Origin of the sequence: Nocardioides stalactiti, assembly GCF_014180715.1 — a bacterium.
GTDB classification, from domain to species: domain Bacteria; phylum Actinomycetota; class Actinomycetes; order Propionibacteriales; family Nocardioidaceae; genus Nocardioides; species Nocardioides stalactiti.
In genome coordinates this window covers 14,043-28,369 of the sequence record NZ_JACEFC010000027.1, presented here as the reverse complement: position 1 = coordinate 28,369, position 14,327 = coordinate 14,043, and the positions used below count along the sequence as shown (strand labels likewise).

The following is a 14,327-nucleotide window of genomic DNA, read 5'->3' as shown; positions in this document are numbered from 1 at the left end:
ACGAAGGAGAACCCATGAGTGATCGTTTGAAGGCACTGGCGGACGCCGGTGTGTCCATCTGGCTCGACGACCTGTCGCGCGAACGGATCGAGACCGGCAACCTCGCGGCGCTGGTCGCCGAGAAGTCGGTCGTCGGGGTGACCACGAACCCCACGATCTTCGCCGCCGCCATCTCCGACGGCGAGCGGTACGACGAGCAGGTGCGCGGCCTGGTCGCCCAGGGCGCCGACGTCGACCGCGTGATCTTCGACCTCACGACCGACGACGTCCGCAACGCCTGCGACATCCTGGCGCCCGTCGCCGCCGCGACGTCCGACGACGGCCGGGTCTCCATCGAGGTCGAGCCGACCCTGGCCAACGACACCGACGCGACGGTCGCCTCGGCCAAGGCGCTGTGGGCTGCGGTCGACCGGCCCAACGCGCTCATCAAGATCCCGGCGACCCTCGAGGGGCTACCGGCGATCACCGCGGTCATCGCCGAGGGCATCAGCGTCAACGTCACGCTGATCTTCTCCACCGACCGCTACCGCGCGGTGATGGACGCCTATCTCACCGGCCTCGAGCAGGCCAGGGACAACGGCGTCGACCTGGCGACGATCCGCTCGGTGGCGTCCTTCTTCGTGTCGCGCGTCGACACCGAGATCGACGCCCGCCTCGACAAGATCGGCACTGACGAGGCCCTGGCGCTGCGTGGCAAGGCTGCGGTGGCCAACGCACGGATCGCCTTCGCGGCGTACCAGGAGGTCTTCTCCGGCCCGCGGTGGCAGGCGCTGGCAGATGCCGGAGCCCACGTGCAGCGGCCGCTGTGGGCGTCCACGGGCGTGAAGAACCCCGCCTACCCCGACACGCTGTACGTCACGGACCTCGTCGTCGCGGACACGGTCAACACGATGCCGGAGAAGACGCTCGACGCGTTCGCCGATCACGGCGAGGTCTCCGGTGACCAGGTCAGCGGGATGGCCGACTCGGCGCAGGCCCTGTTCGGTCAGCTCGCCCGGGTCGGCATCGACCTCGACGACGTCTTCGTGACGCTCGAGACCGAGGGCGTCGACAAGTTCAAGACCTCCTGGCTGGAGCTGCTGGAGACGGTCAAGGGCCAGATGGGCTGATCCGGTGACCAGCCCGACGACCGGACCCGTTGACCCCACGACGACCGCGGCGTGGGCGCGCCTGACCGAGCTCGCGGCCGCCGGGACGGTGGACCTGCGCCAGGCGTTCTCCGACGACCCCGGCCGGGTCGACCGGTTGACCTTCACCGCAGCCGACCTCTACGTCGACCTGTCCAAGAACCTCGTCGACGAGGCGGTCGTCGAGGCCCTCCTGCAGCTCGGCGCCGCGGTGGGCCTCGAGCAGCGTCGCGACGCGATGCTGGCCGGGGAGCACATCAACGTCACCGAGGACCGGGCCGTCCTCCACACGGCGCTGCGGCTCCCGGCCGGCACCCGCCTGGAGGTCGACGGCCAAGACACGGTCGCCGACGTCCACGAGGTGCTGGACCGGGTCTACGCGTTCGCCGATCAGGTCCGGTCGGGTGCCTGGGTCGGTGCGACCGGCGAGCGGATCCGCACTGTCGTCAACATCGGCATCGGCGGCTCGGACCTCGGGCCGGTGATGGCCTACGAGGCGCTCAAGCCGTACCGGCACGAGCACATCGAGTGCCGGTTCATCAGCAACATCGACCCGACCGACACCGCCGAGACGCTCGCCGACCTGGACCCGGCGACGACCCTGTTCATCGTGGCGAGCAAGACGTTCGGGACGCTCGAGACCCTCACCAACGCCCGGCTCTGCCGTGACTGGCTGCTCGCCGGCCTCGACGACGCCCGCGGGGCCGTCGCGCGGCACTTCGTCGCCGTCTCGACCGCGCTCGACAAGGTCGCGGCGTTCGGGATCGACCCCGCCAACGCCTTCGGCTTCTGGGACTGGGTGGGCGGGCGCTACTCCGTCGACTCCGCGATCGGCACGTCCGTGGTCATCGCCGTCGGCCCCGAGCGCTTCGCCGAGTTCCTGGCGGGCTTCCACGCCATCGACGAGCACTTCCGGACGACGCCGCTCGAGGCGAACGTGCCGGCCCTCATGGGGCTGCTCAACGTCTGGTACGTCAACTTCCTCGGCGCCCACACCCATGCGGTGCTCCCCTACGCCCAGTCGCTGCACCGGTTCGCGGCGTACCTCCAGCAGCTCACGATGGAGTCCAACGGCAAGGGGGTGCGCTGGGACGGAAGCCCCGTCACCAGTGCCACCGGCGAGATCTTCTGGGGCGAGCCCGGCACCAACGGCCAGCACGCGTTCTACCAGCTCATCCACCAGGGCACCCGGCTGATCCCGGCCGACTTCATCGCCGTTGCCAACCCCGCGCACCCGCTCACCGACGCCCACGACGGGCAGAGCGTCGACGTGCACGAGCTCTTCCTCGCCAACTTCTTCGCCCAGACCAAGGCGTTGGCGTTCGGCAAGACGGCCGACGAGGTGCGGGCCGAGGGCACTCCGGAGGCGATCGTCCCCGCGCGCGTGTTCTCCGGCAACCGCCCGACGACGTCGATCATGGCGCCTGCGCTGACCCCGGCAGTGCTGGGTCAGCTGGTCGCGCTCTACGAGCACATCACGTTCACCCAGGGCGTCGTGTGGGGCATCGACAGCTTCGACCAGTGGGGCGTCGAGCTCGGCAAGCAGCTCGCCCTCCAGGTCACGCCAGCCGTCGGCGGCGACGCCGACGCCCTGGCCCAGCAGGACGCGTCGACGCGAGCACTCATCGCGTACTACCGGGAGCACCGGCTGTGAGCGAGCCGACGGTCGAGGTCCACGCCGACCCGGGGACGCTGGCGACGGCCGTCGCCGGCGAGCTCCTCCACCGGATCGCCGACAGCCAGGCGGCCGGCCACGTCCCCGCGATCTGCCTGACCGGCGGCACCATCGCCGACGCGGTCCACCGCGAGGTCGCCCGGCTCGCTCCGGACTCCGGAGTCGACTGGGGTGCGGTGGACTTCTGGTTCGGCGACGAGCGTTACGTCGACCGCGACTCCCCCGACCGCAACGCGGGCCAGGCCCGCGCCGCGTTCCTCGACGTGCTCGGCGTGCCGGACCACCGGGTCCACGAGGTCCCGCCGCCGTCGTCGGCCTGCTCGGTCGACGAAGCCGCCCGGGCCTACGGCGCCGAGCTCCGCGGCTCCCCCGCCCACGAGTTCCTGGTGACGATGCTCGGCGTCGGTCCCGACGGCCACGTCGCGTCGCTGTTCCCCGGCTTCCCCCAGCTCGACGCCCACGACATCGCCGTCGGCGTCACCGGCTCGCCGAAGCCGCCGTCGCACCGGGTGTCGCTGACGCTCGAGGCGCTGGCCCACTCAGCGGCGGTGTGGTTCCTCGCCAGCGGCGAGGCCAAGGCCGACGCCGTACGCCGTGCCCTCGCCGAGGACGGCACCGTCACCGACACCCCCGCCCGCGGCGTCCGTGGCACCCAGGAGACCACCTGGTTCCTCGACCACGACGCCGCCGCCCTCCTCTAGCCCACGAACCCGCACACTTCGGCCCACGAACCCGCACACTTCGGCCCACGAACCCGCACACTTCGGCCCACGAACCTGCACACAATGGCCGACGAACCTGGCGGTTTCAGACAAACCCCGCGGGCTCGGCGACCAAACCCCGCGGGCTCGGCGACCAAACCCCGCGGGTTCGTCAGAAGATGATCTCGCCGGACTTCCGACGGGAGCGGAGGAGCTGGATCGCCTCGTCGAGGATGACCTCGGCCTCCTTGTCGGAGCGGCGCTCCTTCACGTAGGCGAGGTGGGTCTTGTAGGGCTCGATCTTCGGCGCCGGCGGGGCGTTCTCGGAGTCGAGGCCGGCCGGAAGCCCGCACTTGGGGCAGTCCCAGGAGTCGGGCACGACGGCCTCGACGGAGAAGGCGATCACGGACCGGTGGCCGTGGGCGCAGAAGTAGGTGACCGCCTGTCGGGGCGCTGCCTCGCCGCGCTCGGCCTCGCCCATGGGGCCCGCACCGACACGGCTTCCGCGAATCGCGTTGCCTCCACCAGCCAACGTGTTCTCCTCAGCTCGATCCGGCGGTCCCGGACGTTTTCTTGATCTCGGGGTCGAGAGTTGATGCGGTGTTCGACGTGCTGTCGATCGGACTACTGGTAGGCCAGCAGCAGACCGAGCGCGATGACCGTGGCGAACCAGATGACGCCGATGCCGATCGTGAACCGGTCGAGGTTGCGCTCGGCCACCGAGGAGCCGCCCAACGAGCTGGAGACACCGCCGCCGAACATGTCGGACAGTCCGCCGCCGCGACCCTTGTGCAGCAGCACGAGCAGGATCATCAGCAAGCTCGTGATCACGAGCAGGACGGTGAACGTGGTTTCCAGCACGCCAGGGATCCTACGTCAGGCACGGTGGCGTCCCGCAGGTGGGACACCACCATGGGACTGCGTGTTCGTCACACCACCGGAATGTCGGTGAAACGGCCGGTGCCGGAGGCGCCTTCACCCGCGCGTGACCCTCACCTCGGTCGCTGCCGGGGCCCCGAGGTTGACGGTCCTGCGCAGCTGGTTCATGCTCGGGCAAATCTGCTGTGCCTCGGGCGTCGAATGTAGGTTGCACCGCTCTTTCTCTCGCGACCCGAAGGTTCTGACATGGGGATCCGCCTGCTCCGACTCCTGATGGCGATCGCGGTCGCTGTCCCCGCCGTGCTCGCCATCAGTGCGGTGCCGTCGTACGCCGCGTTCCACCTCATGAACATCCGCCAGGTCTGGATCGGGACGGTCGACACCCCCGGCGACGCGCAGTTCGTCGAGCTGCAGATGCGGGCGGCCAACCAGAACGTCGTTGCCAACCACGAGCTCTTCGTCTTCGACGCGGCCGGAACGTTGACCGACACCTTCGTCTTTCCCAGCAACGTCTCGAACGGGTCCGACCAGGGCTACATCCTGATCGCAACCGCCCAAGCGGAGTCACTCTTCGACATCACAGCCGACCTGGTCATCACCCCGTCGCTGGTGCCGACCGGTGGAAAGGTCTGCTTCGAGACGGCTGTCGACTGTTTCGCCTGGGGTGACTACACGGGCAGCCCTACCGGGGTGGGCAACCCCTTCCGGCCGGCAAGCGGCCTCCCTGTCGGCGGTGGCGCCGCGCTCCGGGACATCAGCGCCGGGAATCCGTCCTTGTTGGAGCCCGGGGACGACACCAACGACAGTGCCGCCGACTTCGACCTCGCCGCCAGTCCCGTGCCTCACAACAACGCGGGCGACGTCGGCTCCCTGCCGAGCGCGACGGCACCGGCCGCGCCGACGGTGACCTCCTCGACCCCGTCGTCCGGAGCTATCTCGGTGGCGTTCACCCCGGGATCCTCCGGAGGCAGCGCGATCACCGGGTTCACCGCGCAGTGCCTCAGCACCGACGGCGGCGTGGCACGGACCAAGTCGGGCACGTCCAGCCCCTTGAACGTGACCCTGCTGTCCGGCGGGAAGAACTACCACTGCCGGGTGCGCGCGACCAACGCCGTGGGAACGAGTCCTTACAGCGCCTTCGGCGCCACGGTCCCGGTCGGCGCGACAGCGCCGGCCGCGCCGACGGTGACCTCCTCGACCCCGTCGTCCGGAGCCATCTCGGTGGCGTTCACCCCGGGATCCTCCGGAGGCAGCGCGATCACCGGGTTCACCGCGCAGTGCCTGAGCACCGACGGCGGCGTGGCGAGGTCAAAGACGGGGCCCACCAGTCCCTTGATCGTGACGTCGTTGTCCGGCGGGAAGAACTACCACTGCCGGGTGCGCGCGACCAACGCCGTGGGGGTGAGCCCCTTCAGCGCCTTCGGCGCCACGGTCATGGTCGGCGCGACGGCACCGGCTGCCCCGACGGTGACCTCCTCGACCCCGTCGTCCGGAGCGATCTCGGTGGCATTCACCCCGGGATCGACCGGAGGCAGCGCGATCACCGGGTTCACCGCGCAGTGCCTCAGCACCGACGGCGGCGTGGCACGGACCACGTCGGGCACGTCCAGCCCCTTGAACGTGACCCTGCTGTCCGGCGGAAAGAACTACCACTGCCGGGTGCGCGCTACCAACGCCGTGGGAACGGGCCCCTTCAGCGCCTTCGGCGCCACGGTCCCGGTGCCCTGAAGCCGCTACCTCCCGAGCTCGTAGTGGTGCCCCGCAGACGGGGCACCACCAACGGACCGGGTGTTCGTCAGAGCACCGGCATGTCGTAGAACCGGCAGATCCCGCCGAACTCGTCGGCCTGGAGGCTGGCACCGCCCACGAGGCAGCCGTCGATGTCGGGCTGCGCCATGATGCCGGCCACGTTGGCCGCCTTGACCGAGCCGCCGTACTGGATCCGGACCGCCTCGGCCACGTCGGCGCCGTACGACTCCTTGATCTGCCCGCGGATGGCGGCACAGACCTCCTGGGCGTCGTCGGGGGTCGCGACCTCGCCGGTCCCGATGGCCCAGACGGGCTCGTAGGCGATGACGATCTTGGCGACCTGCTTGGCCGTCAGACCCGCGAGCGAGCCGACGACCTGCGCGGTGTTGTAGGGCACGTGCGTGCCCTCCTGTCGGATCGCGAGGCCCTCGCCGACGCACACGATGGGCGTGATGCCGGCCTTGATCGCTGTCTTGGCCTTGGCGGCGACCAGCTCGTCGGTCTCCGCGTGGAACTGCCGGCGCTCGGAGTGACCGACGGTCACGTAGGAGCAGCCGAGCTTGGCGAGCATGCCGCCGGAGATCTCACCGGTGTAGGCACCCGACTCGTGCACGGAGATGTCCTGCGCACCGTGCTTGATCGAGAGCCGGTCACCGTCGACGAGCGTCTGCACCGAACGGATGTCGGTGAACGGCGGCAGTACGACGACCTCGACCTTGCCGTAGTCGTGGCGCTTGTCGGACAGGGTCCACGCCAGCTTCTGGACCAGCACCACCGCTTCTTGGTGGTTGAGGTTCATCTTCCAGTTGCCGGCCATGATCGGCGTACGGGTCGTTGATGGAGCAGCCATGTGTCGTCAGCCCTTTTCCAGAACGGTGATGCCGGGGAGCTCTTTGCCCTCGAGGTACTCGAGGCTGGCGCCACCGCCGGTGGAGATGTGGCCGAACGCGGCCTCGTCGAAGCCGAGGGTGCGGACCGCGGCGGCGGAGTCGCCCCCGCCGACGACGGTCAGCCCGCCGTTGGCCGAGACCTGCGTCAGGGCTGCGGCGACGGCGCGGGTGCCGGCCGCGAACGCATCGACCTCGAACACGCCCATCGGCCCGTTCCAGAAGACGGTCCGCGCATCGGCGAGCGCCTTGGCGTAGATCGCCGCGCTGTCCGGGCCGATGTCGAGGCCGAGCGTGTCCGAGGGGATCTCCGAGGACGGTACGACGAACGGGGCCGGGGTGCGCTCACCCGCCGGGAACTCGGTGTCGACGACGATGTCGGTCGGGAGGATCAGCTCCACGCCGGACTCGTGGGCGCGCCGCAGGTAGTCCCGGCAGACCTCGAGCTGGTCCTCCTCGAGGAGGCTCTTGCCGACCTCGTGGCCCTCGGCCGCGAGGAAGGTGAACATCATGCCGCCACCGATGAGCAGCTTGTCGGCCTTGCCGAGCAGGTTGTCGATGACGCCGAGCTTGTCGGACACCTTCGACCCGCCGAGCACGACGACGTAGGGCCGCTCGGGCTGCACGGTGAGGCGACGCAGGACGTCGACCTCCGCGGCGACCAGACCGCCCATCGCGTGCGGCAGCCGCTCGGCGACGTCGTAGACCGACGCCTGCTTGCGGTGCACGACGCCGAAACCGTCCGAGACGAACGCGTCAGCCAGCGCAGCGAGCTGGTCGGCGAACGCACCGCGCTCGCCCTCGTCCTTGCTCGTCTCCCCCGCGTTGAAGCGCACGTTCTCGAGGACGGCGACCTGTCCGTCCTCGAGCGCGGCGACGGTCTCCTGGGCCGAGGAGCCGACGGTGTCGGTCGCGAACGCGACCTCCTGGCCGAGCAGCTCACCCAGCCGAGCGGCGACCGGGGCCAGGGAGTACGCGGGGTCCGGCTCGCCCTTCGGGCGACCCAGGTGGGCGGTGACGACCACCCGCGCCCCGGCCTCCGCCAGCGCTTGGATGGTCGGCACGCTCGCCCGGATCCGACCGTCGTCGGTGATGGTGGCCCCGTTCAGGGGCACGTTGAGGTCCGACCGGACGAGGACGCGCTTGCCGCCCACCTCGCCCAGTCCTGCGAATTCACCCATCGATCAGAGGGTCGCGCCGACGTGGACGATGAGGTCCGCGAGGCGGTTGGAGTAGCCCCACTCGTTGTCGTACCAACCAGCGACCTTGACCTGGTTGCCGATGACCTTGGTCAGCGGGGCGTCGAAGATGCACGACGCCGGGTCGGTGACGATGTCCGAGGACACGATCGGGTCGGTCGAGTAGCGCAGGATCCGGCCATCGGCGGCGGCCTTCACGATCTCGTTGACCTCCTCGACGCTGGTCTCGCGCGCCGCCTCGAAGGAGAGGTCGGTGAGCGAACCGGTCGGGGTCGGGACGCGCAGGGCGTAGCCGTCGAGCTTGCCCTTGAGCTCGGGCAGCACCAGGCCGATCGCCTTCGCCGCGCCGGTGGAGGTCGGGACGATGTTGAGCGCGGCGGCACGCGCGCGACGCGGGTCCTTGTGGATGTTGTCGTGCAGGTTCTGGTCCGCGGTGTAGGCGTGGATGGTGGTCATCAGGCCCTTGTTGATGCCGAGACCGTCGTTGAGCGCCTTGGCCATCGGCCCGAGGCAGTTGGTGGTGCACGACGCGTTGGAGATCACGGTGTGCTGCGCGGCGTCGTACAGCTCGTGGTTGACGCCCATCACGATCGTGATGTCCTCGTTGGACGCGGGCGCGGAGATGATGACCTTCTTCGCGCCACCACCGTCGACGTGCGCGCGCGCCTTGGTGGCGTCGGTGAAGAACCCGGTCGACTCGACGACGACGTCGACGCCCAGGTCCGCCCACTTCAGCGCGGCGGGGTCGCGCTCGGCGAACGCCTTGATCTCGGTGCCACCGACGACGATCGCCTCGTCGGTCGAGCTCACGTCCGCGTCGAGCCGACCCAGGATCGAGTCGTACTTGAGAAGGTGGGCCAGGGTCGCGTTGTCGGTCAGGTCGTTGACGCCGACGATCTCGATGTCGAGGCCGCTCGCGCGGACTGCGCGGAAGAAGTTGCGGCCGATCCGGCCGAAGCCGTTGATGCCTACGCGTACGGTCACAGCGAAGTGCTCCTAGTCTCGGTGGAGGGCGTTCGGTCACCCGCCAGACGTCAGGTTCCGGGCGTTCAGTCACCCGCGGATCGACCCTACCCGGCCGAGGTGTGGTCTGGATCACCCGCCCAGGGTGCGACCGTCAGCTGTCGCCCGCGAGCATCTCCGGCGTCAGCGACGCCTCGGTGTCCGGGATGCCGAGCTCCTCGGCCTTCTTGTCCGCCATCGCCAGGAGACGCCGTATCCGGCCGGCGATCGCGTCCTTCGTCAACACCGGCTCGTGGAGCTGACCGAGCTCCTCGAGGGAGGCCTGCTTGTGCTCGAGCCGGAGCTCACCGGCCATCTTCAGGTGGTCGGGGACGTCGTCACCGAGGATCTCCATGGCACGGTCGACGCGAGCACCGGCGGTGACGGCGGCGCGGGCGGAACGGCGCAGGTTGGCGTCGTCGAAGTTGGCGAGGCGGTTGGCGGTCGCCCGGACCTCGCGCCGCATCCGGCGCTCCTCCCAGGCCATCAGCGTCTCGTGGGCGCCGAGCCGGGTGAGGAGCTGACCGATCGCGTCGCCGTCGCGGATGACCACGCGGTCGACGCCCCGCACCTCGCGGGCCTTGGCCTGGATCCCGAGTCGGCGGGCGACGCCGACGAGCGCGAGGGCGGCCTCGGAGCCGGGGCAGGTGACCTCGAGCGAGGACGAGCGGCCGGGCTCGGTGAGCGACCCGTGGGCGAGGAACGCGCCCCGCCAGGCGGCGACCGCGTCGCAGCCGCCACCCGAGACGACGGCCGGCGGCAGTCCACGGATCGGCCGGCCGCGCTGGTCGAGGAGACCCGTCTGGCGCGCGAGCGCTTCCCCGTCCTTGACCACGCGGACGATGTAGCGGCTGCCCTTGCGGATGCCGTTGCCCTGGACCATCACCACGTCGGAGGCCTGCCCGTACATCTCACCGATGTCGCGACGCAGCCGGCGCGCGGCGGCGCCGGTGTCGAGCTCGGCCTCGACGACGATCCGGCCGCCCACGATGTGGAGACCGCCGGCGAAGCGCAGGGTGGAGGCGACCTCCGCCTTGCGACAACACGCCTTGGTGACCGGGGTGCTGGCCAGTTCCGCCTTGACCTGAGCCGTCATCGCCATGGGTCGATCCTGCCACCTCCGTCAACAACCCTCGGACGGGACCGGGAGACGCGGACGACGGCCGATCCTCAGGTGGTCTGCATGATCCGGGTGTAGGCAGCGGCGAGCAGGGTCGGGTCGTGGCGGGGGGTCCCGTCGCTCATCGCGACGTCGTCGATGACGAGGCGCGCGCCGAGAGCCGTGACCACCGACCGGAGGTCGTCGAGCTCCTCCCCCACGCTCTCCCGGTCGGCCAGCACCGTGTGGACCTTGAGGTCGGGCGCATGCTCGGCCAGCACCGACAGGTGGTCGGCGGGACCGAAGCCGTGGGTCTCGCCCTGCTGCTCGGCGAGGTTCAGTACGACGATGAGCCGTGCCTCGGTCGCGGCGAGCGCATCGCGCAGCTGCGGGACGAGCAGGTGCGGGATGACCGAGCTGAACCACGAACCCGGCCCGAGCACCGCCCAGTCGGCCTCCTCGATCGCGGCCAGCGCCGCGGGGGTGACGTCGGGGTCGGGCGGGTCGAGGGCGACCGAGTCGATGACCCCGTCGGTGGTCGCGACCTCGACCTGACCGCGGACCGTCGTGAGCGCATCGGGGTCGGCGCCGAGGCCGCGGACCTCGGCGGTGATGTCCATCGGGGTCATCGCCATCGGCAGCACCCGGCCCTTGGCTCCGAGCAGCCGTCCGACCCAGTCGAGCGCGTCGACGTGGTCGCCCAGGAGCTCCCAGAGACCGACGATCAGCAGGTTGCCGACCACGTGCCCGCGCATCTCCCCGTGGCCCTCGAACCGGTGCTGGAGCACCCGCGCCCAGGTGTCGCCCCACTCGTCGTCGCCGCAGAGCGCGGCGAGCGCCATCCGCAGGTCACCCGGCGGAAGCACCCCGAACTCACCGCGCAGCCGCCCCGAGGAACCGCCGTTGTCGGCCACCGTCACGACCGCGGTGAGCTCGTCGACGGTCAGGTCGTCGACGAGCATCCGCAACGCGGTCAACGAGGCGTGCAGCCCGTGGCCGCCTCCGAGTGCCACCACCGCCTGGGCGCGCTCGAGGGAGGAGGCCTGCGGCCGATGGCTGGGTGTCATCACTCCCGCCCGAGGTCGCGGTGGATGGCGCGGGCGACGTAGCCGATCTCCTGCATGCGGCGGGCGATCTCCTCGCTCATCGCCACGCTGCGGTGCTTGCCGCCGGTGCAGCCGATCGCGACCCGCATGAAGCGCTTGCCCTCGCGCAGGTAGCCCTCGGCCACACCCGTGAGCAGCCCGACGTACTGGTCGAGGAACTCCTGCGCGCCGGGCCGGCCGAGGACGTAGTCGGCGACGTCCTGGTCCCGTCCGGAGTGGGCGCGCAGCTCGGGCACCCAGTGCGGGTTGGGCAGGAACCGCATGTCGGCGACGTAGTCGGCGTCGACCGGGATGCCGTACTTGAAGCCGAAGCTGATCGTCGTGACCCGCAGCTGGGTGGTCTCGGGCGTGCCGAACGACTCGGCGATCCGGTCGGTGAGCTGGTGGACGTTGAGATTGGTCGTGTCGATGACCAGGTCGGCGTCGCTGCGCAGGTCGGCGAGCACGATCCGTTCGCGCTCCAGACCGTCGAGGAGCCGTCCGCCCTCCTGGAGCGGGTGGGGGCGGCGCGCCGCCTCCTGCCGGCGGACCAGGACGTCGATCGTCGCGTCGAGGAAGACCAACGTGGTGTTGCGGCCTCGCACACCGTGGGCGAGCGCGCTGCGCAGGCCCTGGAAGAAGGAGCCGGAGCGGACGTCGACCACGACCGCGATCCGCTGGCTACGGCCCTGGCCGGCGTCGACGATGCGCACCGCCTCGGCCAGCATGCTCGGCGGGAGGTTGTCGATGACGAAGAACCCGAGGTCCTCCAGCTCCTTCGCCGCGGTGCTGCGGCCGGCGCCGGTCATCCCGGTGATGACGACCAGCTCGCCGACGCCTGCCTGGCCGTCGTCCTCCACCTCGCTCAAGACCCCGCTCATGACGACGTAGTCTTCCCGGTCCTCGTGCGCGCTGTCGCGTCCCCCGCCGTGACGGCATCCTTGATCGCGGTCGCGGTCCGGGGCCCGATGCCGGGGACGGCGGCGATCTCCTCGACCTCGGCCTCCCGGAGCTTCTTGAGCGACCCGAAGTGGCGCAGCAGGGTCTTGCGGCGCACCTCCCCGAGCCCGGGTACGTCGTCGAGCAGGCTCTCGACCATCGACTTCGACCGGCGGCCACGGTGGTGGGCGATGGCGAACCGGTGGGCCTCGTCCCGGACCCGCTGCAGCAGGTAGAGGCCCTCGGAGCTGCGTCGCAGGATCACGGGATCCGGCTCGCCGGGCAGCCAGACCTCCTCGAGCCGCTTGGCGAGACCGCAGATCGGGATGTCGTCGATGCCGAGCTCGTCGAGCGCGCGCTGGGCGGCGGCGACCTGCGGTGCGCCGCCGTCGACCACCACCAGCCCGGGCGCGTAGGCGAACTTCCGCGGGCGTCCGGTGTCGGGGTCGACGAGCATGGGGCCGTCGTCCCCCATCCGTTCCTCGCTGCGCGCCTGCTCGTCGAGCAGCCGGCGGAAGCGGCGGGTGATCACCTCGTGCATCGCCGCGACGTCGTCCGACCCCTCCTGGTCGCGGATGACGAACCGGCGGTACTCCCCCTTGCGCGCCAACCCGTCCTCGAACACCACCATGGAGGCGACGATCTCGGTCCCCTGGATGTGGGAGACGTCGTAGCACTCGATGCGCAGCGGCGCCTCGTCGAGCCCCAGCGCGTCGGCGATCTCGGCGAGGGCCTGGTTGCGGGTCGTGAGGTCGCTGGCGCGCTTGGTCTTGTGCAGGGCCAGGGCCTCGACCGCGTTGCGGGCGACGTTCTCCTGGAGCAGCTTCTTGTCGCCCCGCTGGGGGACCCGGATCGCGACCTTGGACCCCTTGAGGTCGCTGAGGAGCTGCTCGAACGTCGCCACGTCGGGCGGCAGCTCCGGGACGAGGATCTCGCGCGGCACCGAGTCGGGCTCGCCCGCGTAGAGCTGGAGCAGGAAGTCGTCGACCAGCTCGGGGGTGCCGCCGTCGTCGGTACGGTCGGCCACCCACCCGCGCTGCCCGCGGATCCGGCCGCCGCGCACGTAGAAGACCTGGACCGCGACCTCGAGCGGGTCCTCCGCGAGCGCGATCACGTCGGCGTCAGCGCCGTCGCCCAGCACCACCGCCTGCTTCTCCAGCGCCTTCTGCATCGCGCCGAGGTCATCACGGAGCCGCGCTGCCCGCTCGAAGTCGAGGTCGTCGCTGGCGGCGTACATCTCCTTCTCGATGCGTTTGGTGAAGGCGGCCGTCCGGCCGGCCATGAACTCGCAGAAGTCGTCGACGATCGCGCGGTGCTCCTCGGCGCTCACGTTGCCGACGCACGGCGCGGCGCACTTGTCGATGTAGCCGAGCAGGCACGGCCGGCCGATCTGCTGGGAGCGCTTGAAGACGCCGTTGCTGCACGAGCGCATCGGGAAGACCCTCAGCAGGATGTCGACGGTCTCGCGGATCGCCCAGGCGTGGCTGTAGGGACCGAAGTAACGGGTGCCGCGGCGCTTGGCACCGCGCCCGACCATCACCCGGGGGAACTCCTCCCCGACCGTCACCGCGAGCCACGGGTAGGACTTGTCGTCGCGGTACTTCACGTTGAACCGCGGGTCGTACTCCTTGATCCAGGAGTACTCGAGCTGGAGGGCCTCGACCTCCGTCTTGACGACGGTCCACTCCACCGACGCGGCGGTCGCGACCATGGTCGCGGTGCGCTGGTGGAGGTTGCCGACGTCCTGGAAGTACGACGAGAGCCGGGCGCGCAGGTTCTTGGCCTTGCCGACGTAGATCACGCGGCGCTGCTGGTCGCGGAAGCGGTAGACCCCGGGCTCGGTGGGGATCTCCCCCGGCTTCGGGCGATAGCTCTGCGACACGCCCCAACCCTACGGACCGGCGCCGACGGCCCGGCCCCCTCCAGGGTGATCGGCACATCCGGGCACGAAATGGTCGTGTCGTGGCGGACGCGGGGAGAGACTG

General features: G+C 70.5%; 13 protein-coding genes. 4 read left to right on the top strand and 9 right to left on the bottom strand.

The features are described 5' to 3' along the window. The first annotated feature begins 14 nt into the window (after positions 1-14). The 3 genes from tal to pgl are packed head-to-tail and all read left to right on the top strand — an operon-like array spanning position 15 to position 3,503. The gene (tal, locus tag H0487_RS07815) at positions 15-1,109 is read left to right on the top strand and encodes a transaldolase (RefSeq protein WP_183093674.1); all 1,095 of its coding nucleotides are present in this window, start codon (positions 15-17) and stop codon (positions 1,107-1,109) included. Positions 1,110-1,113: 4 nt separating this feature from the next. Next, positions 1,114-2,781 (top strand): glucose-6-phosphate isomerase, encoded by a 1,668-nt coding sequence (gene pgi / locus H0487_RS07810; RefSeq protein WP_183093673.1) that lies wholly within the window; start codon positions 1,114-1,116, stop codon positions 2,779-2,781. Next, the gene (gene pgl / locus H0487_RS07805; protein ID WP_183093672.1) at positions 2,778-3,503 is read left to right on the top strand and encodes a 6-phosphogluconolactonase; all 726 of its coding nucleotides are present in this window, start codon (positions 2,778-2,780) and stop codon (positions 3,501-3,503) included. Before pgi ends, pgl begins: the two co-directional genes overlap by 4 nt. 172 nt (positions 3,504-3,675) lie before the next feature. Here the strand turns inward: pgl and H0487_RS07800 are convergent, their stop codons facing one another. Together H0487_RS07800 and secG are read right to left on the bottom strand one after the other, a co-directional pair. Next, positions 3,676-4,035 (bottom strand): RNA polymerase-binding protein RbpA, encoded by a 360-nt coding sequence (locus H0487_RS07800; RefSeq protein WP_118926768.1) that lies wholly within the window; start codon positions 4,033-4,035, stop codon positions 3,676-3,678. A gap of 92 nt (positions 4,036-4,127) precedes the next feature. Further along, positions 4,128-4,361: a preprotein translocase subunit SecG gene (gene secG / locus H0487_RS07795; RefSeq protein ID WP_183093689.1), complete on the bottom strand. Its 234-nt coding sequence runs from the start codon at positions 4,359-4,361 to the stop codon at positions 4,128-4,130. A gap of 267 nt (positions 4,362-4,628) precedes the next feature. On the opposite strand from secG, the gene H0487_RS07790 reads away from it, so the two are divergent. Beyond that, positions 4,629-6,110, top strand: a complete 1,482-nt coding sequence (locus tag H0487_RS07790; protein ID WP_183093671.1) for a fibronectin type III domain-containing protein — start codon at positions 4,629-4,631, stop codon at positions 6,108-6,110. Between the two features lie 67 nt (positions 6,111-6,177). Here the strand turns inward: H0487_RS07790 and tpiA are convergent, their stop codons facing one another. From tpiA to uvrC, 7 genes are all read right to left on the bottom strand, one after another. Next, positions 6,178-6,981, bottom strand: coding sequence for a triose-phosphate isomerase (gene tpiA / locus H0487_RS07785; protein ID WP_183093670.1), 804 nt, complete (start codon positions 6,979-6,981; stop codon positions 6,178-6,180). 6 nt (positions 6,982-6,987) lie between these two features. Further along, positions 6,988-8,199 (bottom strand): phosphoglycerate kinase, encoded by a 1,212-nt coding sequence (locus H0487_RS07780; RefSeq protein WP_183093669.1) that lies wholly within the window; start codon positions 8,197-8,199, stop codon positions 6,988-6,990. A 3-nt stretch (positions 8,200-8,202) separates the two neighbouring features. Continuing rightward, on the bottom strand, positions 8,203-9,201 hold the full coding sequence (gene gap, locus H0487_RS07775) for a type I glyceraldehyde-3-phosphate dehydrogenase (RefSeq protein ID WP_183093668.1): 999 nt from the start codon (positions 9,199-9,201) through the stop codon (positions 8,203-8,205). Between the two features lie 133 nt (positions 9,202-9,334). Then, the gene (gene whiA / locus H0487_RS07770) at positions 9,335-10,321 is read right to left on the bottom strand and encodes a DNA-binding protein WhiA (RefSeq protein ID WP_183093667.1); all 987 of its coding nucleotides are present in this window, start codon (positions 10,319-10,321) and stop codon (positions 9,335-9,337) included. Between the two features lie 68 nt (positions 10,322-10,389). Continuing rightward, positions 10,390-11,385: a gluconeogenesis factor YvcK family protein gene (locus H0487_RS07765; protein WP_183093666.1), complete on the bottom strand. Its 996-nt coding sequence runs from the start codon at positions 11,383-11,385 to the stop codon at positions 10,390-10,392. Then, positions 11,385-12,284, bottom strand: a complete 900-nt coding sequence (rapZ, locus tag H0487_RS07760; protein ID WP_183093665.1) for an RNase adapter RapZ — start codon at positions 12,282-12,284, stop codon at positions 11,385-11,387. Before rapZ ends, H0487_RS07765 begins: the two co-directional genes overlap by 1 nt. Then, positions 12,281-14,224, bottom strand: a complete 1,944-nt coding sequence (gene uvrC, locus H0487_RS07755; protein WP_183093664.1) for an excinuclease ABC subunit UvrC — start codon at positions 14,222-14,224, stop codon at positions 12,281-12,283. The genes rapZ and uvrC overlap by 4 nt, the downstream gene beginning before the upstream one ends. Positions 14,225-14,327: the final 103 nt, after the last annotated feature.